The organism is Amycolatopsis sp., assembly GCF_035276945.1.
Lineage (GTDB): Bacteria > Actinomycetota > Actinomycetes > Mycobacteriales > Pseudonocardiaceae > Amycolatopsis_E.
This window is the reverse complement of record NZ_DATELF010000003.1, coordinates 25183-47854: the sequence shown is the minus strand read 5'-3', so window position 1 is coordinate 47854 and position 22672 is coordinate 25183. Positions and strand designations below refer to the sequence as shown.

Sequence of the window (22672 nt, the reverse complement as noted above, 5' to 3'; positions counted from 1 at the left end):
ATGATCAGGGCTTGGTGATTGTGGATCATGTGGGGCCTCCGGTTTCACCCGCGCCGCCGGATGGCCAGTCGCTATTGAGTCCATCACGCAACTGGCGGCCCGCCAGTAACTCGGGTCAAGTGCGTCTACTCTTACCGCCATGGTGAAGTCTGCCGCGGGACCCGGTCGCCCGCGTTCCCGTGACGCGGCCGGTCTGCCCGCCGTCACTCCAGAGAAAATCATCTCCTCCGCGCTGGAGTTGACCGCCCGGCATGGCCTGGACAGCTGGACCCTGCGTCAGCTGGCCTCGGCCGTCGATGCCTATCCGGCGGTCGTCTACCATCACGTCGGCGACCGGGAGGCCGTGGTCGCCGCCGTGGTGGAGCGGGTCATCGCGATGCTTCCGGTACCGGAGGCGGACCTGCCGTGGCGGGAATGGTTCCGTGCACTGTGTACCGATCTGCGCACGGTGCTGATCGGTTATCCCGGAGTGGCCCGAAGACTGGCGCTCTACGGCGCCACGTCGTCCGCGGCGGCTATTGTGGACGGTGGGGTGCAAGCCCTGAAGGCAGCCGGTTTCGGTGACGAGGCCCCCACGGTCTACCAGCTCGTGTTGAACGCCGCGTGCCTGTTCATCTCCGTGGAGGACGAGAAGCACCGGAACACCGCGGAGAAGGAACGCGCCGGCACGGGGCTGGCGGAGTTCCGCGACGACCAGGAGCGGCCCGGCCTCGCGGCCATGGCCGCCGACGTGCACCGCACGCTTTCGGATCCCGTCAGGTGCGCCAACTACTACGCCGACTTCTACGACTACGCCATCGACCGCTGCCTCGACGGCGTCGCCTGCCGGCTCGCGAACCTCAACCCGCCGTCCGCCTAGGGGCAGATGATCTTGGGTTGCGGGTTGTAGTGGACCGTGCGGGTGTCCCGCTTGACCTCACGCCCGGAGCCCGCCTCCCGCAGGATGCGCGTGTCCGTGGTGGTGAAGCCGGGCGAGCCGTTGCCCGCGTGGCAGTTCTCCGCCGGGCCGGGCTTTTCCGTCGGCTGGGTGGGGTCGGTTCGCGTGCCCGGCACCGACTCGACGTCGTACCGCTTGGTGCCCCACAGCTTGACCGTGATCGACGACGGGGTCCAGATCGTCTGGATCGCCACCCCGGTCGGCGAGTCGTTGGTGAACTTGAGGTCGATGACGCTCGAGCCGTTCGGGTTCTGGAACACCGTCGCCTCGCGGGCGGCCGGGTACCGGCTGATGTAGTAGCTGTGCTCCTTGTGCCCGGCGTCCTTCAGCCCCGCGAAGTACGACGCGTTGTACAGCGTTGTCGCGAACTGGGAGATGCCGCCCCCGACCTCGCGGGCGGGCGCGCCGTTCTCGATCACGCCGGCCTCGACGTAGCCCTGCGCGGCCCCGCGCGGACCGGTGAAACCGTTGAGGCTGAACGTTTCCCCCGGCTTGACGATCGCGCCGTTGACCTTCTGCGCCACCGTGCGGATGTTGACACCGGAGTCGGCCGCGAAACCGCCCGTGGTGAACTCGCCGATGACCTCCCGGATACCGAGTTGGTTCGCCTGGTCGGTGGTCACCTTCGCCGCGGCGGTCTTGTACTTCGCGGTCAGCTCACGCCCGTTGGTGCGCTTGAGCACCTCCGGCATCGGCTGCAGAGTCGGGTCCCAGTCCACGACCTTGCCGTCCACGGAGGGATCGACCGAGGGCTGCCCGCCGTTGAACACGATCTGCGCGTCCTTGCCCTCCTTCTCGGTCGGCTTGAGCTGCGGTCCGGCCGCCTCGGCCAGCTTGGCGTTGTCGATCTTCAGCACCAGGCTGCCGCCGTCGCCGGGCACGAAACTCAGCGCGGTGGCGATGGCCTTCGGGTCGAGCCTGGCGTCCGTGCCCTCACCGTGGATGGTCAACGGGCCGGACACCGCGGGCATCGCCAACACCTCGAGCGCGGTCTTCACGGCCTCGGCGGTGACGGTGACGGGGGTCGTGGTGACCGGCAGCTCCACGGTTCGCCCGGACGCCCAGTTCGTGAGCACTTCCCGGGTCGCCGCAACCACGTCGAGGCGCTGCCCGCTCTTCGGTTCGACTGCGACGGGTTTGGCGCCTTCGAACCGGATCGTGCCCTCCACGGGATCCCGGTCGATCTGCCACCGCAGGTTGGTCAGCGCGTTGTTGACCCGCGCTTCTTCGGTATGCGTCACCACGCCGACCTCGCGGGTGGTGAAGAACGAGGCGATTCGCGTGACCGGGTTGAGCGGCTGGTCGCCTGCCTGATCCAAAGTGGACGCCCAGTCCAGGCGCAGGCCCGCCCAGACCGGGTCGAGCGTCGTTTCGACGTCACCGGCGTGGATAGCGACGGGCTTGGCCAGCCGCGGTTCGATCTGCTCGCGCAACCGCTGCTCGGCGTCAGACCGCTTGAGCCCGCCGACGTCGACTCCGGCCACCGTCACCCCGCGCGGCACGTCGCCTTGGCTGACCAGGAGATCGATGGCGTACAACGCGACGAGCACGCCGAGTGCGGAGCCCGCGATGACGGCCAGCCTGCGGAGCGGGCGCTTGTGGCGGATTGCCGGGATTACCTCGGTGACCGGTTCCAGGATGTCGGTTCGCTCGGGGTCGCCCACGGATCCTTCTCCAACCATCCAGCGCTAACCACGCAACTGGGATGAAGGGTACGGTCCGGACTTCCGGTAGTCGTTGGGGGGTGGTGCGGGCGGGGTAGACATCAAGGCATGCGGTTGCTCATCATCGCCGACACACACGTGCCGAAGCGCGCCCGTGCGCTGCCCGAACAGGTTTGGCGGGAGGTCGAAACCGCCGACGTCGTGGTGCACGCCGGAGACTGGGTCGAGGTGGGCCTGCTCGACGAGCTGGAGTCCCGTTGCCGCAGGCTGATCGGCGTCTACGGGAACAACGACGGCCCCGCGTTGCGGGCGCGGTTACCCGAGGTGGTCAGGGCGGAACTCGAGGGCCTGCGGCTGGCGGTGGTACACCAGACAGGTCCGGCGAAGGGGCGCGAGCGGCGGTGTGCGGCCGCCTACCCCGATGCCGACGTGCTGGTGTTCGGACACAGCCACATTCCGTGGGACTCCTTGGCGGACAACGGGTTGCGCCTGCTCAATCCCGGTTCGCCCACCGACCGGCGCAGGCAGCCCGAGTGCACCTGTCTCACGGCGCGGGTGTCTCAGGGCCGTCTTCAGGAGGTGGAGTTGCATCCGGTCCTCCGGCGGTGACGAGCGTCTGAAGCACTGCGGGCAGTGCCCCGAGATCGAGGTCGCCGTCCACCGAGCGCAGCAAACCGAGCCCGATCGACATGCCGTACAGCGCGATTCCCACGACCTCGGGCGGAACGGGCAGGCCCAGGCCGCACCGGTCCAGGCAGCTGGTGAGCAACTGGGTGATGCTGCGACGGACCTCGGCGTTACGTACGGCCATCTGGTGCCGCAGCTTCGGATCGCGCCGGGCGTGCGTGAGGTACTCGATTTCCAGCATCATCCACGTCTCGTCCGAGGTAACCCGCTCCCACCATGCGGAAAAGGCGCGCAGCAAGTCTTCCGGCCCCTCGGCGGTGGACAGCGACTCGGCCATCGTCGCGTCCCTCTCGGCGCGGATCCGGTCGAGCACGGCGAGGCACAGCTCGTCCTTGCTGCGGAAGTTGGAGTACACCGCGCCCTTGGAATACCCGGCCGCCTGCGCGACCTTGCCCAGCGAGGTGCCCGAGTAGCCGTCGCGGAGGAACAGTTCGGTCGCCGTGGCGATGAGCCGGTCACGGGTGTGTGCCTGACTTTCGGCGCGGGTGAGTCGGGGCATACGGTCTAGGGTAAGCGCCCGATTGTACGGTGTTTAATCGGCTACCACCTGCCGGAAAACGATTCCCGCGTCGACCAGTCTGGCCCGCAGTGCTTCTCCCATCGCGGCGGCCGGGGTGACCTGGCCGGGGGTGGCCGGCACCTCGTCGAAGGCCAGGCACAACGCCGATTCCGCCAGCATCTTCGCGGTCTCGCCGTAGCCCGGGTCACCGCCCGCCACCTCGGTCACCACGCGCTGCCCGCCGCCTTCGCCGGTGAACCGTACCTTGAACCACGACCTCGCCCGCCGTTCCGGGTCCGGGCCCTGTCCGGGTTTGACCCCGGGTTTGATCGCGCCCAGTGCCCTGCGCACGGGCGGGAACTGGGCGAGCACGACCACCGCCGCGACTCCGGCCGCCATCCCCGCGACCACCGGCAGCCGTTTGGCGGAGAGGTAGTGGGTGTAGGTGAAATCCGGCCCGTACCGCTCCAGCGCGGCCGCTGAGCGGGCCACGACCTGCGGGTCGACGGTGGGTAACGGGACCAGCCAGCGCCCGGTGCCGGGATCCCGATGCGGTTTGCCGGTCTCCACCCGCACCCGGCGCCCGGCTGGACGGGGTTCGGCCTTCGCTCGTGCCCGCGCCGCGCGGATCGCCGGCAGCATGCGGGACGCGGCCGTCATCGCGGACGCGTAGGTTCCGCCGGAGAACGTCCCATTCATCCGGAGGTGGCCGGTCACGCGCAGCGGCACGCCCTCCGGTAACTGGTTGACGGTGTAGAACACGCCGAGGTCGTGGGGGATCGAGTCGAACCCGCAAGCGTGGACCAGCCGGGCGCCGGTCTGCCGGGCGCGGGCATGGTGGCGGAGGTAGGTCAGGTCGAGGAACTCCGGCTCGCCGCAAAGGTCCACGTAGTCGGTACCGGCCTCGGCACACGCGGCCACCAGCGGTTCGCCGTACCGGGTGTAAGGCCCGACCGTCGTGATCACGACCCGGCTCGATTCGGCGACCTCGCGCAGCGACGTGCGATCTTCCGTCTCGGCATGCAACAGGGTGAGCCCGGCGCAGGCCGGGTTGATCGTGGCTAAGCGGGCGCGGACGGCTTCGAGCTTGGCGCGGTTGCGCCCGGCCAGCGCCCAGCGGCAGTCCCCCGGCGCGTGCCCGGCAAGGTACTCCGCGGTCAGCCCGCCGGTGAACCCGGTCGCGCCGAACAAAACCAGGTCCTGATCGCGCGTCATATCGGGCACGATAACGGAGTGTGGAGCATTGAGCCCGTCGCAATCGACCGTCCCGAGGCCGTCACAGTGATCCGGGATTACCTCGGCTACGTCGCCAGCCGCTTCTACGGACGACCCGCGACCTCGACCGAGGTCGACGCCGCGCCGGCCGCGGAGCCCGCGGCGGATCTCGCGGTGTTCTTGCTGGCCAGGGACGGCGACAAGGTGACGGGATGTGTGGGGCTCCGGCTACTGGATCCGCGGATCGCCGAGCTGACGAAACTTTTCGTCTACCCCGCGGCTCGTGGTCACGGAGGCGGGTCCCGCCTGTTGAGCGCCGCCGAGAGGACCGCGCGTGAGCTGGGCGCCGTAGTCATGAGACTGAACACTCGTAGTGACCTCGTCGAGGCCAAAGCCCTGTATACAGCCCATGAATACGTCGAAGTCGAGCCTTACACCAACGGTCCCTACGTGGACCACTGCTTCGAGAAAAGCTTGCGCAGATCGGATGTTTGCCGGGCTCGCTCGAGGCTGTAAAGCAATCCCCCCTGGCTCTAAGACAGTTCATCGGCTATACATCGGATGTCTGCCGTTCGACGAAGCAGGGAGCGTCCGTGGCTCGCATCACCGGCCTGGAGGTACAGGACATCCGGTTTCCCACCTCGCGGGAACTGGACGGATCGGACGCGATGAACCCCGATCCCGATTACTCGGCCGCGTACGTCGTGCTGCGCACCGACGACGGCCCCAGCGGCTACGGCTTCACCTTCACCATCGGGCGCGGGAACGACGTCCAGGCCGCCGCGATCCACGCGCTGGAACCGCTGGTGGCCGGCCGGGAGGTGCCGGAGGACGCGACGGCGCTGGCCGCGCTGTCGGCGACTCTGGTCGGCGACTCGCAACTGCGCTGGCTCGGCCCGGAGAAGGGGGTCGCGCACATGGCGGTCGGGGCCGTCGTGAACGCCGCCTGGGACCTCGCGGCCCGGCGCGCTGAGCGTCCATTGTGGAGATTCCTGGCGGAGATGAGCCCGGAGCAGATCGCCGGGCTGATCGACTTCCGGTACCTCTCGGACGCGCTGACCGAACGGGACGCCGTGGACATCCTCCGCGCGGCCGAGCCCGGCAAGGCCGAGCGCATCGAAAAGCTGCTCGCCCGCGGCTACCCCGCCTACACCACGACGCCCGGCTGGCTCGGCTACTCGGACGCAAAGCTGGTGCGGCTGGCGAAACAGGCGGTCACCGATGGCTTCGACATGATCAAGCTCAAGGTCGGCGCGAGCCTGGACGACGATCTGCGGCGGATGCGCCTGGCCCGGGAAGCGGTCGGGGACGGCGTGCGCGTCGCGGTCGACGCCAACCAGCGCTGGGACGTCGGCGCCGCCATCGAGTGGATGACCGCGCTCGCGCCGTTCGACCCGTACTGGATCGAGGAGCCCACCTCACCGGACGACGTGCTCGGGCACGCGGCCATCGCCAACGCGCTCGCCCCGATCAAGGTCGCCACCGGGGAACACGTCCAGAACCGCGTGATCTTCAAGCAGCTGCTGCAGGCGAACGCGATCTCGGTGCTGCAACTGGACGCCAGCCGGGTGGGCGGGGTCAACGAGAACGTGGCGATCCTGCTGCTGGCGGCCAAGTTCGGCGTGCCGGTCTGCCCGCACGCCGGCGGGGTGGGGCTGTGCGAGCTGGTGAGGCACCTGGCCATGTTCGACTACGTGGCGGTGTCCGGCAGCGACACCGATCGTGCCGTCGAGTGGGTGGATCACCTGCACGAGCACTTCACCGATCCGGCGCTGGTGCGCGATGGCCGGTACGTCACCCCGACGGCCCCCGGGTTTTCCGCGCAGATGCGGGACGGGACCTTGACCCGGTTCCGGTTCCCGGACGGCCCCGAATGGAGGCAGGCGTGAGTGACAGTGGGCGGCTGTGCTCGTGGTGGCCGACTGGGTGTGGGTGTCCCGCAGAACACAGGAGGCAGCAGTGAGCGAGTTTGACGGCTTGGTGGCGGTGGTGACCGGTGGCGCGTCGGGCATCGGCCTGGCTGCCGCGGAAACGCTCGCGGAACGTGGCGCACGGGTAGCCGTGCTGGACCTGAAGCCGGACGCGGCCGAACCGCTGACGGCCTTCCCGTGCGACGTCACGGACGATGTCAGCGTCGTCGCCGCGGTTTCCGCGGTCGCCGAGCGGTTCGGCGGGATCGACATCGTGGTCAACAATGCCGGGCTCGGGGCACAGGGCGACGTGACCGCGAACAGCGACGAGGAATGGCACCGGGTCTTCGACGTGAACGTGGTCGGCATGGCCCGGGTGAGCCGCGCCGCCCTCCCGTACCTGCGGTGCTCGGCGCATCCCGCGATCGTCAACATCTGTTCGATCGCGGCGACCGCGGGGCTGCCGCAGCGGGCGTTGTATTCGGCGAGCAAGGGTGCCGTGCTGTCGCTGACCCAGGCCATGGCCGCCGACCACGTGCGCGAAGGCATCCGGGTCAACTGCGTGTGCCCCGGCACCGTGGACACGCCCTGGGTCGGCCGCCTGCTCGACGCCGCCCCCGACCCGGAGGCCGAACGCGCGGCGCTGGCGGCGCGGCAGCCCACCGGCCGGCTGGTCACCGCCCGCGAAGTCGGCCACGCGATCGCCCATCTGGCCAGCCCGCTCTCGAGCGCCACCACCGGCACCGCACTCGCCGTCGACGGCGGCATGCAGGGCCTCCGCGTCCGCCCCAGCTGAGACGGTCTACTCGCGACGTTGTTCAAGTGGGTCGGCCAGGAGCCGGCAGTAGTCTCCGCCGGAGTCGTCGAGCCAGACGTCCTGCTTGCCGGGACGTTGCGTGCGGTGACGCCGAGCCGACCGGCGCCGGGGCTGCCGAGCGCGTCGAACGCGGCGGCGTGCTCGATGGTCCCTGACTCGATCGACATCAATGGTGGCCGTGAGTAGCGTTGGCCTCCGAACGAGACCCGCCTTGCTCGCGGCCCCATGGACATCGGTGCCCGGACCGCCGTGACGCTCAGGCGAGCGTGGAGCGCAGCCAGTCCTCGACGCCGGCGATGTGCACGGTGGCCCAGGACGCGGCCACCTCCGGTTGGCGGGCGGCGATCGCCCGGTAGATCGCCGCGTGCTGCTCATGGGTCTTGTCCAGGGCGCCTTCCTGCGTGAGGCCGCGCCACATGCGCGCCCGGGTGGTCGGCCGGGACAGGCCCTCGAGCAGCGAGCACAGCACGGGGTTGCCGGAGCCCTCGGCGATCTGCCGGTGGAACGCCAGGTCCCCGGCCACCAGGTCCTCGACGGTGGGCGCCCTGGTCACCTCGTCGAGCAGCCGGCCAAGGCGTGCGATCTCCGCCTCGCTCATGGTGCGGGCGGCCATGGCGGTGGCCGCCGGCTCGAGGATCCGGCGGACGGCGAGGAAGTCCAGCACGCTGTCGTCGCGGTGGAAGTCGACCACGAAGGTCATCGCGTCGAGCAGCAGATCCGGCCGGAGGCTGGTCACGTAGGTGCCGTCGCCCTGCCGCACGTCGAGCACCCTGATCAGACACAACGCCTTGACGGCCTCCCGCAGCGAGCTACGGGAAAGGCCGAGTTGCTGGGCGAGCTCCGCCTCCTTGGGCAGGCGGTCGCCCGGGGCCAGCTCGCCGGAAAGGATCATGCCCTTGATCTTCCCGATCGCGACATCCGTGACCGGCATGCGTTTAGCCTGCCACTACCCGCAACCTCGAGGTGTAGCGGGGAGAGAACGTGGGTAGTACCTCTGCGCAATTGGAAAGGTCGCGGAGGTGAGTGAGGACATGGCGGACACGTCACGGCTGCCCACGCCGGTCGCTGAAACCTGGGAATGGCAGCGGCGCGGGAACTGCCGCAATCTGGACAGTTCGGTGTTCTTCCATCCGGACGGGGAGCGGGGCTTCGCCCGCGCGGACCGGGTGGCCCGGGCCAAGCGGATCTGCATGTCCTGCCCGGTGATCGTGGAATGCCGGCACCACGCCCTCACCGCGGAGGAGCCGTTCGGTGTCTGGGGCGGGCTCGACGAGACCGAACGGCGGGCCGCGATCCTCCGCCGCAAGCAGCTGCTGAACGAGCACGAAGGGGAGAAGGAGTGCGTTTCGGCTACACGTTGATGACCGAGCAGGCCGGGCCGCGGGAACTGGTCCGGCACGCCGCCTCCGCGGAGGAAACCGGCTTCGAGTTCGAGGTCATGAGTGACCACTACTTCCCCTGGCTGGACGAGCAGGGGCATGCGCCCTACGCGTGGAGCGTGCTGGGCGCGGTCACCCAGGTGACCGAACGGGTGGAGCTGCTGACCTTCGTGACGTGTCCGACCATGCGGTACCACCCCGCGGTGGTGGCACAGAAGGCCGCGACCATTTCGCTGCTGTCCGGCGACCGGTTCCTGCTCGGCCTCGGCGCGGGGGAGAACCTCAACGAGCACGTCATCGGCCGCGGTTGGCCGCCGGTGAATGTCCGGCACGAAATGCTCAGCGAGGCGGTCGAGATCATCGGCGACCTTTTCGACGGCGAATACGTCAACTACACCGGCCGGCACTACCGCGTCGACTCCGCGAAGCTGTGGGACTTGCCGGAGCGCCGGACCCCGGTCGGCGTGGCGGTGTCCGGTCGGCAGTCCGTGGAGCGGTTCGCCCCGGTGGCGGACGCGATGATCGCCACCGAGCCGAAGGGGGAGCTTTGCCGGGCCTGGGACGAGGAGCGGGCCCAGGTCGGCGAGGACAGCACGCGCAAGTTCGGTCAGTTGCCGGTCTGCTGGGACCCCGACCGCGAAGCCGCCGAACGCCGGGCGCGCGAGCAGTTCCGGTGGTTCGGCGGTGGTTGGAAGGTCAATTCCGAGCTGCCCGGCCCCGCGTCCTTCGCCGGGGCCACCCAGTTCGTCACCCAGTCCGACGTCGCCGGGGCGATCCCGTGTGGTCCGGACCCCGAAGCGGTCGTGCAGGCCGCGCGGCCGTTCGCCGACGCGGGCTTCACCGACCTGGCCCTGGTCCAGATCGGTGGCGCCCAGCAAAACGGCTTCTTCGACTTCGCGGCCACGGAGCTGCTGCCGGAGTTGCGCAAGGCCTACTTTTGATCGTCCGCGATGAGGTCGCCGTCGCGAGTGATCAAGGCGCGCAGCTTGGCCAGCGCACGGTGCTGGGTCACCCGGACGTTGCCGGGCGAGATGCCCAGGGCCTCCGCGGTCTCCCCGGCGGAGAGCCCGACCGCGATCCGCAGGGTGACGATCTCCTGCTGGAGCGGGGGCAGTGTGGCGAGCAGCTTGGTCAGCCGGTCGCCGAGGTCGACGTTGAGCGCGTGCTTTTCCGGCTCGTTGTGCGCGAGCGGGCGCTCGGGGAGTTCGGCCATGGGGTCGGAGCGGTCGCGCGAGACCAGCCGGTAGGCGTCGGCGACCTTGTTGGAGGCGATGGCGTGCACCAGATACAGGAATGAGCCGCCGCGGTCCTGGTAGTTGGGCAGCGCGTGTAGGACGGCCAGGCAGACCTCCTGCGCGACGTCGTCCGCGGACAGGTAGGAAAGGTCCCGGCCACCGAGGCGGGCGCGGCAGTATCTCACGGCGACCGGAGTGATCATGGCGATGAGCCGGTCGATGGCCTGCGGATCACCGGTCGCGGCCTCACGTACGGCAGGGTCCAGTTCTTCCTTGGTCAACCGCTGGCCTGAGCGGGGGAAGGAGGTCGGGGTGAGGAACCCCGGTTCTTCCCGCGGTTCAGCGGGCACTTCCCGCGGTTCAGCGGGCACAGGAGTAACGGACGGGACGTTCGTTCTCATAAGTCGGCTCCCCAACGACAGCGACGACCCTACGACCGGCCGTCGTCGGGGTCCCTGATTACCGTCGGTGAGCGGGTACTCCCATTCATACCCTGCCAACCCGCTACCGACGCGACTGTGCGTAATCGTAAGCGGTCGCTCGTTGGCAGTCCAGATTTCACGAAGAGATAGCCCATTTGCAGCAATTGGACGCGCGGGGGCGCTCCAGACCTGTGTGTTTCGCGCAGTATCGCGCGCCAGAATGCACATTTCGCCAATTTGCATCACGAGTAGCAAGCGATAATTAGCGACTCGTGAAGACCCACCATCGAAGGATGGCAAATCGCAAGGTGCCACCAACGATACTCGCCACCGCGAGGGCGACGGCTTCCAAGGTGGCGGACGGTGACCGGATGATCGCTTCGAGCGACATCAGCGCGACCGACCCGTAGCCGGCGTAGAACAGGAAAGTCAGGGCGGACTGCAGGTGCAGCCGTAGCCTGGAGGCCCGATGCCCGGCGAAGGTGACGCGACGCTGGAATTCGGTATTGGCCACCGTGGTGATCGCGAGGGCGACGATGTTCGCGGCGACCGAACCGAGCACGGGCCGTGCTGCGAGAAACAGCAACTCCTGCGCTCCGGTGGTCACCGCACCGGCCAGCACGTACCAGACCACCGGATGGCGACGGGCGCCCGTCCACAGTGAGGTGGCCATGCCAAAAAATTTATCTAGCCTCTGCAACTTTTTGCTACGCAGGCGGCAGTGACGTCGATCTCGGCGTTTGCTCATCGCGCCCCGGGGTATCGCGAGGCTATGAGTGAGGCTCACGGACACCCGATTCCCGATGTCGTGGAGACCGATCCGGCGGCGCTCAGCAGCAGCGAGGACCTCGACGAGGACCGGCTCCGCGTCGACCCGCTCGAGGAGGGGGTCGAGCCGCCGGAGCGGTACGCGCACTCGGATCGTTTCGGTACCACACCCGGCGAAGAGCACGAAGGGGAGAGCCTGGGCGACAGGTTGCGCCAGGAGCAGCCGGACGTCCAGCCGGACGACGTGCCCGAACGGCCCGTCGCCGCGACGCCGGCCGATGAACTCGACGAAACGATCGACGACACGACGGCCGACGCCGACCCCGTCGAGGAACCGTTCGCCATGCCCGAAGATCGCGAAGGCCGGGTGCCTTCGGTGGAGGAAGACCAGAACGCGGACAAACCGGGCGGCTCGGTCGCCCAGACCATCAGGACGCCACCCGAACCGTGAGATCGATCACCGAGGGTCGCTCTGCGAGCACGATCGCGTGCGCCTACGGTCGGTGGTACGAGCGCACGTAACCGAAGGGATGTAGACCATGCTCGCGATGACCGATGCCGCGGCGGACGCGATCACCGCGCTCACCGCACAAGAAGGAAAGCAGGAAACGGGCGGGCTGCGCTTCGAGGTCCAGGCTCAGCAGGATTCGGGCGCGCAGCTCGCGCTGTCCGTGGCCGACCAGCCGGAGGCCGGGGACCAGGTCCTTGGCACCGAGGGCGGGGCCAGGGTGTTCCTGGAACCGCAGGCGGCCCAGTTCCTCGATGACAAGGTGCTCGACGTCCAGCAGGACGAGTCGGGCCAGCTGAACTTCGCGGTGATGCCGCAGCCTGCTCCGGGCGCCCCTCCCGTATGACCGGAGCCGCCTGATCGAAGTACCCGGCCCGACGTGACGTCCGGCTTCGAACGTCACGTTGGGCCTTTTCGCACCCGGCCAGACCCGCACCCGCCGGGCGTTCCAGCGTCCGCGTTTCCCTCTCCGCACCGCGAGTTCCCGTTCCACAAGGGAGCCCGCCCAGCTCCGGGCTGCCTCAGGAGTTTTGTCGAGCGGCTTCTCAGCCCAGCTTCGCCACGATGTCGGCCACCTGGTGAGGCATCGAAAGGAACGGTGAGTGAGAGGCGTCGAGCGCCACCACGGAGGTCGGGTTGTCGGGAAATGCCGCGTCTGCCTCGCTGATGAACTTCTGCTGCGGGGCCGGACGGATCGCGTTGTCGCGAGTGCACATGCCTGCCAGCCGCTGCTGCTCGGACTCCGTGCCGCCTGGCGGACCTGGCGAGGTGGCGCGGACAACGAGCGGGAAGCAACCGTCGAGCACCATACGTGCGGGGCACCGAGCCCCAGCCGTCGCGAGTCAGCATGGTGGCACCGAGCGCGATGCCGGCCGGAGCGTCGGGCGTCAGCAGTCCCATGGCGGCGTCGGCGACGGACGGGTCGACATCGCTGTAGAACGCGTCTGCCAGCTGCTGACGATAGGCCGGATCGTCCGAGGCGGGGTCGAGCCGCTGTGCGCCGACCTCGGCCGGGTTGGCCCGTAAGGCTCGTCCGATCAATGCGTCCGCGTTCTCGGGCATCCGCGCGTATGCGACGGCCGGAACGTTTGAGGCCGGCACGAAAGCGGTCAGATACACCGCGTGTGCCACCAACTCCGGCACCGTTTGGGCCGCCCGCGTCGGCACGGTGCCGCCCATGCTGTGCGCCACCACCGTGACCGGGCCGCCCCGGCCGACCCTCCTTGATCTGCGAGACCAGCAGGTCGCCTGCCTGGTCGAGGTCTACCCCCGTCACCGGCGACACCTCGGTGGCCACGGTTTCCGGCGATGGCGGGCGCTTGGTCAGGCAGTGCTTGGTCAGGCAGTGCTTGGTCAGGCACTGTGGCCGTCGGGCGTGAAGCCCGTGCCCCGCGATGTCCACCGCCACGGCCAGGCGGCCGATACTCGTTACACGGGTGAGGACCTCGCTCCAGCACCAGGAACCGTGCCGGTAGCCGTGCGGGAAAAGTGGGGTCGAGCCGGCGGATATCCTCACTCCATTGTGACGGCAGGCTTTGGCAGCCGGATCTCCGCACCCGTTCCGAGTGGGGATTCGCCATGCCCGGCGCGGGAGAGGTGCGGGAGATCAGAACACGTCGGAGCGAGTTCGACCGATGGGTTTTCGGCTGCGGAAGGCGAAACTCGCCTACTGGTCTATGTCGAGGCGCTAGAAGTGTCGAAGGAGGTCGGGGAACCGGTCGAGGCGGAGGACGCGGTTGTCGGCCGGGTCGAGTTCGCAGCCTTCCAGTGTCCAGGTGTTGTCGTTCGGGATGAACACGGCGTTCATCCCGGCCTGCCGCGCGGGTTGGATGTCGGACGCCGGAGAGTTGCCGATCATCCAGGCGTCCGTCGGCGTCCACCCGTGTTGCCCGACCAGCCGCAGATAGATGCCGGCGTGCTTCTCGGGCACGATGTGCACGCTTTCGAAGTGACCGGCGAGCCCGGAGGCGTCGATCTTGCGCTGCTGCTCCTCGGTGTCGCCCTTGGTGAGCAGCAGGAGGTGATGACGCCCGCGCAACTCGTCCAGGGTCTCGGCGACCCCGGGGATCAACTCGACGCGGTGGTTGATCAGCGCGTCCGCCAGTGCCAGGATTTCCCGCCGCTCCGGTTCCGTCGCCGGCCGTTCTCGCAGCTTCTCGAAGCATTCGCGCAGGCTGCGCAGGAAGATCCGGGTGCCGTAGCCGTGTACGGCGGAGTTGGCGCGCTCGACGTGGTCGAGGACGGCCCGCAGTTCCGTTTTGCCGAGGGTGGGATGCGCGAGCCAATCGAGATAGTCGTCGATGACGCGCTCGAAGACGACGTTGTTTTCCCACAGGGTGTCATCGGCGTCGAACACCAGAACCTGCTCCGTGTGTCGCATGCCCGGAATAGTACTGTCGTACCAATCAAGGGTGCACGGGGTTTAGCGGCTCGCCGCCGGACAGCACTGCGGCGACGTTCCGGGCGGCCAGCAGTGCCATCTCGGTGCGGGTCTCCACCGTCGCCGAGCCCAGATGCGGGGTCAGCACGACGTTGTCCAGTTCCAGCAGCCGCGGTTCGACCTCGGGTTCCTTTTCGAACACGTCGAGTGCGGCTCCCGCGATTTCCCCGTGCAGCAACGCGTCGGCGAGCGCGGGTTCGTCGACGACCGGGCCGCGGGTGGTGTTGACCAGGAACGCGCCCGGTTTCATCACGGCGAGTGCTTCGGCGTCGATCAGGTGCGTGGTCTCGGGGGTGAGCGGGCAGTGCAGGGACACCACGTCCGCCGTCGCCAGCAACTCCGCGGTGGGCACGAAACGCGCGTCGAGCCCGGCCTCCGCGGCGGAGCGAGACCGTCCACTGTAGATGATCCGCATGCCGAAGGCCTTCGCCCGGCGCGCCACCGCCTGCCCGATCTGGCCGAGCCCCACGATGCCCAGGGTCTTGCCCCGCAGTCCCGCGCCCAGCATGAAGCCGAGGTGGAACGACCACGGCCGCCGCGCCCGCAGCAGGCGGTCGCCCTCGGCGATCCGGCGGGTGAGCGCGAGCAGCAGGCCGAAGGTCAGGTCCGCGGTCGCGTCGGTGAGCACGCCGGGTGTGTTGGTCACCAGCACGCCCCGCTCGGCCAGTGCCGCCACGTCGACATTGTCGTAACCGACCGCGACGTTCGCGACCACGCGCAGGCCAGGGCCGGCCGAGTCGGCGACGGTGCCGTCGATGCGGTCGTGCAGCATGCTCACGATCGCGGCCGCGCCGCGCGCAGCCTTCCGCAGTTCGTCGGGGCTCAGCGGACGATCCACGTCCGACATCCACACCTCGCCCGCCTCTCGCAAGATGTCGAGCGCCGCTTCGGGTACCCGCCTGGTGACCACGATCCGCATGTGCCCACCTTGCACCAAGCGGGGCGGACGACGTAAGTTCATATGGAGAACTTTTGTTCGGATTGCGAACGGAACGAGTCATGGCTGACATACTGTCCCTCGCCGAAGCCGTCGCCGGGCTGGTCCACGACGGTGACACGGTGGCGCTCGAAGGATTCACCCACCTCATCCCGCATGCCGCAGGTCAGGAGATCATCCGCCAGCGGCGCCGGAACCTCACCCTGGTCCGCATGACCCCCGACATCATTTACGACCAGCTGATCGGCGCCGGCTGCGCGCGCAAACTGATCTTTTCGTGGGGCGGAAACCCGGGTGTGGGCTCGTTGCACCGGTTCCGCGACGCGGTGCAGAACTCGTGGCCGGTCCCGCTGGAGATCGAGGAGCACAGCCACGCCGGGATGGCCAACCGTTATGTCGCCGGCGCCTCCGGCCTGCCGTTCGCGGTGCTGCGCGGGTACATCGGCACCGACCTGCCCGGCCACACCGACACGATCAAGCAGATCACCTGTCCGTTCACCGGCGAGCAACTGACCGCCGTGCCCGCGATCAACCCGGACGTCACGATCATCCACGCGCAGCGCGCCGACCGCGCCGGCAACGTGCAGATCTGGGGACTGGTCGGGGTGCAGAAGGAAGCCGTGCTCGCGGCCGAACGCAGCCTGGTCACCGTCGAGGAAATCGTCGACGAGCTGAGCCCGGTGCCGGGCGGCATGGTGCTGCCGAGTTGGGCGGTCACCGCGGTGGCCGAGGTCCCGCACGGTGCGCACCCCTCCTACGCCCAGGGCTACTACGAACGGGACAACGCGTACTACGAGTATTGGGATTCCATTGGGCGGAATAGGGACTCGTTCGAGCAGTGGCTGAACGAGAAGGTGTTCGGCGAGACCCTCCAGGAGGCACGATGAGCGACAGTCGCGAAGCCCTGCTTGTGGGTGCCGACCGGGTGTGGGTGTCCCGCTGGACGTTGGAGGCACCGGCGGGCGACAATCGCGAAGCCCCGCTCGTGGGTGCCGACCGGGTGCGGGTGTCCCGCAGGACACTGGAGGCACCGGCGGGCGACAATCGCGAAGCCCCGCTCGTGGGTGCCGACCGGGTGCGGGTGTCCCGCAGGACACGGGAGGCGAAATGACCGTAGTCGCGGAGTCGGGGCAGACGTACACCTCCGACGAGATGATGTCGATCGCCGCCGCCCGTGCGCTGAGCGGCGGGCAGCGAGTCTTCGTCGGCATCGGCCTGCCCTCCACGGCCGCCAACCTCGCGCGCCGCACGCACGCGCCGGACCTCGTGCTGATCTACGAATCCGGCACGCTCGGTTCGAAGCCGAGCCGCCTGCCCGCGTCCATCGGCGACGGGATCCTGGCCAAGACCGCGGACGCGGTGATCAGCGTGCCCGAGGTGTTCAACTACTGGCTGCAGCCCGGCCGCATCGACGTCGGTTTCCTCGGCGCCGCGCAGCTGGACAAGTTCGGCAACATCAACACCACGGTCATCGGCGACGACTACGCCAACCCGAAGGTCCGCCTGCCCGGAGCCGGTGGCGCTCCGGAGATCGCCGCGTCCTGCCAGGAGGTGTTCGTGGTGGTGCGGCAGAGCAGGCGGAGTTTCGTCGAGCGGGTCGACTTCGTCACCTCCTTCGGGCACGGCCGGGGCAAGGGCGACCGTGAGCGGCTCGGCCTGCGCGGGGCGGGCCCGACGCTGGTGATCACCGACCTCGGCGTGTTCCGGCCCGATCCGGAGACTTCCGAGCTGGTGCTGACGCAGCTGCACGAGGGGGTCGAGGTCGAGCAGGTGCGCGAGGCGACGGGCTGGGACCTCACGGTCTCGCCGGAGCTGTCCCGAACCCCTGCCCCGACCGAAGCCGAGTTGAAGGCCCTGCGCGAGCTGAAGGCGGCCAAATGACCGACGCATTCGTCCTCGACGCTGTCCGCACCCCGTTCGGCCGGTACGGCGGTGCGCTGTCCGGCGTCCGCCCCGACGACCTGGCCGCACACGTGCTGCGGGAACTGGCCGCCCGCACCGGTCTCGATCCATCCACAGTGGACGAAGTCGTGCTCGGCGACGCGAACCAGGCGGGCGAGGACAACCGCAACGTGGCCAGGATGGCGACGATCCTCGCGGGCTGGCCGACCTCCGTGCCCGGCACCACGGTCAACCGGTTGTGCGGGTCCGGGCTCGACGCGGTCATGCAGGCCAGCCGGTCCATCGCGGTCGGCGACGCGTCGCTGGTCGTCGCCGGTGGCGTGGAGTCGATGAGCCGCGCGCCGCTGATCCTGCTCAAGCCGGAAAAGGCATTCGCGGCGGGGAACCAGACCCTGCATTCGAGCACCTTGGGCTGGCGGATGGTCAACCCCGAGATGCCCGAGCAGTGGACGATCTCGCTCGGCGAAAGCACGGAACGGCTCGCCGAGCGCTACGGCATCACGCGTGAGCAGCAGGACGAGTTCGCCCTGCGCAGCCATCTCAACGCGGCCAAGGCATGGGACGAGGGTTTCTACGACGACCTCGTGGTCCCGGTGCCCGGCACCGACCTGACCCGCGACGAGGGTGTCCGACCGGACTCCACTTTGGACAAACTGGCCAAGCTGAAGCCCGCTTTCCGCCAGGCCGGCACGATCACGGCCGGCAACGCCTCCCCGCTCAACGACGGCGCTTCCGCCGTGCTGCTGGGTGACGAGAAGGCCGCCGAGCGGCTCGGCAGGACCCCGCTGGCGCGGATCGCCGGTCGCGCCGCGGCCGGGGTCGACCCGGACGTCTTCGGCATCGGCCCGGTGCGCGCCGCGGAGATCGCGCTGGAGCGGGCCGGGATCGGCTGGGCGGACCTGGCGGCGGTCGAACTGAACGAGGCGTACGCCGCGCAGTCGCTGGCCTGCCTCGCGGACTGGCCGAAACTGGACCCGTCGATCGTCAACGTCCACGGCGGCGCGATCGCCATCGGCCATCCGCTCGGCGCCTCCGGCGGCCGGATCCTCGGCACGCTCGCCCACGACCTGCGCCGCCGCGGTGGCGGTTGGGGGCTGGCGGCGATCTGCATCGGTGTGGGACAGGGACTCGCGGTCGTCCTGGAAGCGTAGCGCGTCGATCGGGGAGCGGAATGGCGGCATTCAAGGTGAGGCCTGACCGCGCCCCGCGCGCGAAGTCGCCGGAAGAAAAGGAGAATTCGCAATGGCAGCTCCGGCCAGTCGCAGGTTGACCCTGCCGCGCTACCGGCGGGACCCGGAGGGCACGCATCCGCCGCTCGACTCGCCGGGCTACCGCTCGACGAAACTGCGGCACCCGAAGCAGCCCCTGGTCATGGTGCCGCAGCAGCTGACCGAGGTCACCGGGCCGCTGCTGGGGCCGGGCAGGCTCGGCGACGTGGACAACGACCTGACCCGGCAGCACGAGGGCGAGCCGGTCGGGCAGCGGATCGTCGTGCACGGCAGGCTGCTCGACGGCGACGGAAGGCCGATTTCGAACTCGCTGGTCGAGATCTGGCAGGCCAACGCCTCGGGCCGCTACCGGCACATCGGCGACAACTGGCCGGGCACTCTCGACCCGAACTTCGACGGGCTGGGCCGCACCATCACCGACGCGGACGGGCACTACGAGTTCACCACGATCAAGCCCGGCGCGTACCCGTGGAAGAACCACGACAACGCGTGGCGCCCGGCGCACATCCACTTCTCGGTGTTCGGCACCGCGTTCACCCAGCGCCTGGTCACGCAGATGTACTTCCCGGACGACCCGTTGTTCTTCCAGGACCCGATCTTCAACTCGGTGCCGGACGAGAAGGCGCGGCAGCGGATGATTTCCCGGTACGACCACAGCCGCACCACCGACCACTGGGCGCTCGGTTTCGAGTTCGACATCGTCGTGCGTGGGCGCGAAGCCTCGGTCTTCGAGAACGAGGAGGACGAGTGAGCGACGATCGTTTTCTCTGTTCGCTCGTCCGACCGGGTGCGGGTGTCCCGCTGGACGTTGGAGGCACCGGCGGGCGACAATCGCGAAGCCTTGCTCGTGGGTGCCGACCGGGTGTGGGTGTCCCGCTGGACGTTGGAGGCACCGGCGGGCGACAATCGCGAAGCCTTGCTCGTGGGTGCCGACCGGGTGTGGGTGTCCCGCTGGACAAGGAGGACGAGTGAGCACGCCATCCCAGACCGTGGGGCCTTATCTGGCGATCGGGCTGCCATGGGCCGACGGGCCGACGGTGGTCCCGGAGGGCACGCCGGGCGCGGTGTGGATCCGCGGTACGGTCACCGACGGCGCGGGCGACCCCGTTCCGGATGCCCTGATCGAGACCTGGCAGGCGGATCCCGGCGGCCGCTTCGACCACCCGGACGATCCGCGTGGCCGCGTCGAAGGTTTCCGTGGCTTCGGCCGGTGCCCGACCGGGTCCGACGGCACGTACGGGATCCTCACGCTGCTGCCCGGCGTTGTCCCCGGTAGCGACGGCAAGGACCAGGCGCCGCACATCGACGTCTCGGTGTTCGCCCGCGGCCTGCTGAATCGGGTCGTCACGCGGATCTACTTCCCGGAGAACGCCGAGGCGAACGCGGCCGACGCGGTGCTCAACTCGGTCCCGGAGGATCGGCGTGACACGCTCGTCGCCACCAAGACCGAGGACGGCTACCGATTCGACGTGTACCTGCAGGGACCCGGGGAAACTGTGTTCCTTGATGTTTGACCAGCGCCGTTGCCAACCGCTGGCACGAACGCGTAGACAGGCCGATGGTCTGGCTCCGCGTTCGTCCGCCCTTCGGGCGTGGGGCAGCGAGCGTGGTTGATTGCCCGAGAGGAGACCAATCCTTCGTGCCTGAGCTGTTCGATCCGCTGCTGGCCGCGGGCCCGGTCCGGGACGAGGCCGGGGACGCGGCCTGGTTGCGTGCGCTGCTCGACGTCGAAGCGGCGCTCGCACAGGCCGAGGCCGACGTCGGGGTCATCCCGGCCGAGCACGCCGACCGGATCGCCGACGTGTGCCGTGAGGGCTACTTCGACGTGGCGGAGATCGGGGCGAAAGCGGTCGGTGTCGGCAATCCCGCGGCGCCGCTGGTTCGCGAGCTGACCGCGAAGGTCGGCGGCGAGGCTGCCCGCTATGTCCACTTCGGAGCGACGAGTCAGGACGTGATGGACAGCGCGGCGATGCTGGTCGCCAAGCGCGCGCTCGAACCGCTGCTGGCGGACCTGGAAGCGTGCGCGGACCAGGTCGCGGAGCTGGTCCGCGAGCATGCCTCGACCGTCCAGGCCGGACGGACACTGCTCCAGCAGGCGCTGCCGGTGACCTTCGGGTTCGCCGCGGCGGGATGGTTGTCCGGTTTGGACGGTGCGATCGAGAGGTTGCGCTCGGTGCGGCTCGCCGCCCAGCTCGGCGGAGCCACTGGCACGCTCGCCTCCCTCGGCGCGTACGGGCCTGCCGTGCTGACCGCGTTCAGCCGGCGCCTCGAACTCGCCGAACCCGCGCTGCCCTGGCACACCGAACGCGGCCGGATCGCCGAACTCGCCGGGGCGCTCGGGCAAACCTGCGGGACCGTCGCCGGGATCACCCGCACGATCGTGCTGCTCGCGCAGACCGAGGTCGCCGAGGTCTACGAGCAGGCCGAAGGCGCGGGCGGCTCGTCGACCTTGCCGCACAAGCGAAACCCGGTCGCCGCGGTGGCCGCGCAGGCCGCCGCCCAGCAGGCACCCGGGCTGGTGAGCACGCTGCTCGGCGCGATGGCGCAGGAATACCAGCGCGCCGCCGGGTCATGGCATGCCGAGTGGCGGCCACTCACCGAGTTGTTCCGCGGCACCGGATCCGCGGTCCACTGGCTGCGGACGAGCCTGGCGCGGCTGGTGGTGGATCCTGATCGGATGCGGGCCAACCTCGAGATCACCGGCGGCGCTTTGCTGTCGGAGCGGGTCGCCAGCGAACTGGCTGCCACGACAGGTCGGCTGGCCGCACACGACGCGGTGGCCGCGTGCACGAAACGCGCGTTGGCCGGTGAAGGGGAGCTGGCGGAGTTGCTGGCCCAGGACCTGTTGGTCAGCAAGCATCTGAGCACGGAGCGGATACACGAGCTGCTCGACCCGGCGCGGTATCTGGGCAGTGCGCCGCTGTTCGTCGAGCGGGCTCTGACGGCACACGAGAAAGGCGGAACGTGAGCGTCGAGGTTCACCATGTGATCGACGGGCCCGCAGACGGCGACGTCGTGGTGCTCAGTAACTCGCTCGGCAGCAACCTGCACATGTGGGACCCGCAGGTGAAACCGTTGACGGACAACGGCTTCCGGGTCGTGCGTTACGACACGCGGGGGCATGGCGAGTCGCCGGTGCCCGCCGGGCCCTACACCCTCCGGGAACTCGGCGAGGACGTGCTGGCGCTGCTGGACCGGCTCGGCGTGTCCGCGGCGCATTTCGTGGGGCTGTCCCTGGGCGGCATGACCGGGATATGGCTCGGCGGGCACGCGCCCGACCGGGTCCGGAGCCTGGTGCTGTGCTGCACGTCGGCCCGGCCCGGCAATGCGTCGATGTGGGTCGAGCGGGCGGCCGACGCACGTGCCGGGGGCATGGCGGAGATCGCCGGCGCCGCGATGGGACGCTGGTTCACCGAAGCGTGGCTGGCGTCCAATCCTGAGGCGGTCGGCCGGATGCGCGAAATGGTCGCGCGCACGCCTGGCGACGGCTACGCGTCCTGCTGTGAAGTGCTGGCGGACCTCGACCTCGTCGGGGACCTGCCGAAGATCACCGCACCGGCACTGGTGATCTCCGGCGCGGACGACCCCGCCCTGCCTCCCGGTCACGGCAGGGTCATCGCGGACGGCATTCCGGGCGCCCGGTTCGAGGTCGTCGCCCAGGCCGCCCACCTGGGCAACGTCGAGCAGGCCGGGAGGTTCAGCGAGTTGATCATCGAGGCGATCAAGTGAGCGACGAGGTTTTCGAGGCGGGGATGGCGGTACGGCGCGAGGTGCTCGGCGACGAGCACGTCGACCGGGCCGTCGCCGGCACCACCGATTTCACCCGGAAGTTCCAGGACTACATCACCCGCTCGGCGTGGGGTTCGATCTGGACCAGGGACGGACTGGACCGCAGGACCCGCAGTTGCGTCACGCTGGCCGTGCTCACCGCCCTGCACTGCGAAAACGAGATCGCGATGCACGTGCGGGCCGCGATCGGCAACGGCCTGACCGCGGACGAGATCGGCGAGGTGCTGCTGCACACCGCGGTCTACGCCGGGGTGCCCGCGGCCAACGCGGCCTTCGCGATCGCGCAGAAGACGCTGGCCGAACTGGGCGAGCCGTCCGCCAATACCATCTGACC

The 22672-nt window shown here is 69.3% G+C and carries 28 protein-coding genes; 19 read left to right on the top strand and 9 right to left on the bottom strand.

Annotation, left to right across the window (positions count from 1 at the left end; translation table 11 throughout):
* Positions 1-139 precede the first annotated feature (139 nt).
* Positions 140-859, top strand: coding sequence for a TetR/AcrR family transcriptional regulator (locus VJT49_RS00310; protein ID WP_324161900.1), 720 nt, complete (start codon positions 140-142; stop codon positions 857-859).
* Here VJT49_RS00310 and VJT49_RS00305 read toward each other — a convergent pair.
* Complete coding sequence (locus VJT49_RS00305) at positions 856-2619, bottom strand: VanW family protein (RefSeq protein ID WP_414635757.1); 1764 nt, start codon at positions 2617-2619, stop codon at positions 856-858. The genes VJT49_RS00310 and VJT49_RS00305 overlap by 4 nt on opposite strands.
* A 90-nt stretch (positions 2620-2709) precedes the next feature.
* Here VJT49_RS00305 and VJT49_RS00300 point away from each other — a divergent pair, with 90 nt between their 5' ends.
* The gene (locus VJT49_RS00300) at positions 2710-3210 is read left to right on the top strand and encodes a metallophosphoesterase (RefSeq protein ID WP_324161898.1); all 501 of its coding nucleotides are present in this window, start codon (positions 2710-2712) and stop codon (positions 3208-3210) included.
* Here the strand turns inward: VJT49_RS00300 and VJT49_RS00295 are convergent.
* Positions 3146-3787: a TetR/AcrR family transcriptional regulator gene (locus VJT49_RS00295; RefSeq protein WP_324161896.1), complete on the bottom strand. Its 642-nt coding sequence runs from the start codon at positions 3785-3787 to the stop codon at positions 3146-3148. The two genes, VJT49_RS00300 and VJT49_RS00295, sit on opposite strands and share 65 nt — an antisense overlap.
* 33 nt (positions 3788-3820) lie before the next feature.
* Positions 3821-5002, bottom strand: coding sequence for a saccharopine dehydrogenase family protein (locus tag VJT49_RS00290; protein WP_324161894.1), 1182 nt, complete (start codon positions 5000-5002; stop codon positions 3821-3823).
* Positions 5003-5020: 18 nt separating this feature from the next.
* Here VJT49_RS00290 and VJT49_RS00285 point away from each other — a divergent pair, with 18 nt between their 5' ends.
* From VJT49_RS00285 to VJT49_RS00270, 4 genes are all read left to right on the top strand, one after another.
* On the top strand, positions 5021-5518 hold the full coding sequence (locus tag VJT49_RS00285) for a GNAT family N-acetyltransferase (RefSeq protein ID WP_324161892.1): 498 nt from the start codon (positions 5021-5023) through the stop codon (positions 5516-5518).
* A 77-nt stretch (positions 5519-5595) separates the two neighbouring features.
* Complete coding sequence (locus tag VJT49_RS00280) at positions 5596-6891, top strand: enolase C-terminal domain-like protein (RefSeq protein WP_324161890.1); 1296 nt, start codon at positions 5596-5598, stop codon at positions 6889-6891.
* A gap of 70 nt (positions 6892-6961) precedes the next feature.
* A complete protein-coding gene (locus VJT49_RS00275; RefSeq protein WP_324161888.1) occupies positions 6962-7708 on the top strand; it encodes an SDR family oxidoreductase in 747 nt (248 codons plus the stop codon).
* An 18-nt stretch (positions 7709-7726) separates the two neighbouring features.
* Complete coding sequence (locus VJT49_RS00270; RefSeq protein ID WP_324161886.1) at positions 7727-7915, top strand: hypothetical protein; 189 nt, start codon at positions 7727-7729, stop codon at positions 7913-7915.
* Positions 7916-7985: 70 nt separating this feature from the next.
* Here the strand turns inward: VJT49_RS00270 and VJT49_RS00265 are convergent, their stop codons facing one another.
* The gene (locus VJT49_RS00265) at positions 7986-8660 is read right to left on the bottom strand and encodes a FadR/GntR family transcriptional regulator (RefSeq protein WP_324161884.1); all 675 of its coding nucleotides are present in this window, start codon (positions 8658-8660) and stop codon (positions 7986-7988) included.
* A 100-nt stretch (positions 8661-8760) separates the two neighbouring features.
* On the opposite strand from VJT49_RS00265, the gene VJT49_RS00260 reads away from it, so the two are divergent.
* A complete protein-coding gene (locus VJT49_RS00260; RefSeq protein WP_324162028.1) occupies positions 8761-9090 on the top strand; it encodes a WhiB family transcriptional regulator in 330 nt (109 codons plus the stop codon).
* On the top strand, positions 9069-10049 hold the full coding sequence (locus VJT49_RS00255) for a TIGR03557 family F420-dependent LLM class oxidoreductase (RefSeq protein WP_324161882.1): 981 nt from the start codon (positions 9069-9071) through the stop codon (positions 10047-10049). Before VJT49_RS00260 ends, VJT49_RS00255 begins: the two co-directional genes overlap by 22 nt.
* Here the strand turns inward: VJT49_RS00255 and shbA are convergent.
* Both shbA and VJT49_RS00245 read right to left on the bottom strand, forming a co-directional pair.
* Positions 10040-10693, bottom strand: coding sequence for an RNA polymerase sigma factor ShbA (shbA, locus tag VJT49_RS00250; RefSeq protein WP_414635756.1), 654 nt, complete (start codon positions 10691-10693; stop codon positions 10040-10042). The two genes, VJT49_RS00255 and shbA, sit on opposite strands and share 10 nt — an antisense overlap.
* 334 nt (positions 10694-11027) lie before the next feature.
* Entirely contained in the window at positions 11028-11438 is a 411-nt protein-coding gene (locus tag VJT49_RS00245) for a GtrA family protein (protein ID WP_324161880.1), read from the bottom strand.
* A 99-nt stretch (positions 11439-11537) separates the two neighbouring features.
* Between VJT49_RS00245 and VJT49_RS00240 the strand changes: the two genes are divergently transcribed.
* Complete coding sequence (locus VJT49_RS00240; protein ID WP_324161878.1) at positions 11538-11984, top strand: hypothetical protein; 447 nt, start codon at positions 11538-11540, stop codon at positions 11982-11984.
* A gap of 88 nt (positions 11985-12072) precedes the next feature.
* Positions 12073-12387 carry an iron-sulfur cluster biosynthesis family protein gene (locus VJT49_RS00235; RefSeq protein ID WP_324161877.1) on the top strand — a complete coding sequence of 105 codons (315 nt, stop codon included), beginning with the start codon at positions 12073-12075 and terminating at the stop codon, positions 12385-12387.
* Between the two features lie 53 nt (positions 12388-12440).
* Here VJT49_RS00235 and VJT49_RS34980 read toward each other — a convergent pair whose 3' ends face one another.
* The 3 genes from VJT49_RS34980 to VJT49_RS00220 form a co-directional block, all read right to left on the bottom strand.
* Positions 12441-13220 (bottom strand): hypothetical protein, encoded by a 780-nt coding sequence (locus tag VJT49_RS34980; protein WP_414635755.1) that lies wholly within the window; start codon positions 13218-13220, stop codon positions 12441-12443.
* Positions 13221-13728: 508 nt separating this feature from the next.
* Positions 13729-14421: an HAD family hydrolase gene (locus VJT49_RS00225; RefSeq protein ID WP_324161874.1), complete on the bottom strand. Its 693-nt coding sequence runs from the start codon at positions 14419-14421 to the stop codon at positions 13729-13731.
* 25 nt (positions 14422-14446) lie between these two features.
* Complete coding sequence (locus VJT49_RS00220) at positions 14447-15400, bottom strand: D-glycerate dehydrogenase (RefSeq protein ID WP_324161872.1); 954 nt, start codon at positions 15398-15400, stop codon at positions 14447-14449.
* Positions 15401-15480: 80 nt separating this feature from the next.
* Between VJT49_RS00220 and VJT49_RS00215 the strand changes: the two genes are divergently transcribed.
* The 9 genes from VJT49_RS00215 (at position 15481) to pcaC (ending at position 22670) form a co-directional block, all read left to right on the top strand.
* Complete coding sequence (locus tag VJT49_RS00215; protein WP_324161870.1) at positions 15481-16305, top strand: CoA transferase subunit A; 825 nt, start codon at positions 15481-15483, stop codon at positions 16303-16305.
* Positions 16302-16529: a hypothetical protein gene (locus tag VJT49_RS00210; RefSeq protein WP_324161868.1), complete on the top strand. Its 228-nt coding sequence runs from the start codon at positions 16302-16304 to the stop codon at positions 16527-16529. The genes VJT49_RS00215 and VJT49_RS00210 overlap by 4 nt, the downstream gene beginning before the upstream one ends.
* Positions 16526-17299, top strand: coding sequence for a CoA-transferase subunit beta (locus tag VJT49_RS00205; protein ID WP_324161866.1), 774 nt, complete (start codon positions 16526-16528; stop codon positions 17297-17299). The genes VJT49_RS00210 and VJT49_RS00205 overlap by 4 nt, the downstream gene beginning before the upstream one ends.
* A complete protein-coding gene (locus VJT49_RS00200; RefSeq protein WP_324161864.1) occupies positions 17296-18471 on the top strand; it encodes a thiolase family protein in 1176 nt (391 codons plus the stop codon). The genes VJT49_RS00205 and VJT49_RS00200 overlap by 4 nt, the downstream gene beginning before the upstream one ends.
* Positions 18472-18562: 91 nt before the next feature.
* Positions 18563-19300 carry a protocatechuate 3,4-dioxygenase subunit beta gene (pcaH, locus tag VJT49_RS00195; protein ID WP_324161862.1) on the top strand — a complete coding sequence of 246 codons (738 nt, stop codon included), beginning with the start codon at positions 18563-18565 and terminating at the stop codon, positions 19298-19300.
* 217 nt (positions 19301-19517) lie between these two features.
* The gene (pcaG, locus tag VJT49_RS00190) at positions 19518-20063 is read left to right on the top strand and encodes a protocatechuate 3,4-dioxygenase subunit alpha (RefSeq protein WP_324161860.1); all 546 of its coding nucleotides are present in this window, start codon (positions 19518-19520) and stop codon (positions 20061-20063) included.
* A gap of 125 nt (positions 20064-20188) precedes the next feature.
* Positions 20189-21517: a 3-carboxy-cis,cis-muconate cycloisomerase gene (gene pcaB, locus VJT49_RS00185; protein WP_324161858.1), complete on the top strand. Its 1329-nt coding sequence runs from the start codon at positions 20189-20191 to the stop codon at positions 21515-21517.
* Positions 21514-22278, top strand: a complete 765-nt coding sequence (gene pcaD, locus VJT49_RS00180) for a 3-oxoadipate enol-lactonase (protein WP_324161856.1) — start codon at positions 21514-21516, stop codon at positions 22276-22278. Before pcaB ends, pcaD begins: the two co-directional genes overlap by 4 nt.
* Positions 22275-22670, top strand: coding sequence for a 4-carboxymuconolactone decarboxylase (gene pcaC, locus VJT49_RS00175; RefSeq protein WP_324161854.1), 396 nt, complete (start codon positions 22275-22277; stop codon positions 22668-22670). The genes pcaD and pcaC overlap by 4 nt, the downstream gene beginning before the upstream one ends.
* Positions 22671-22672 lie beyond the last annotated feature (2 nt).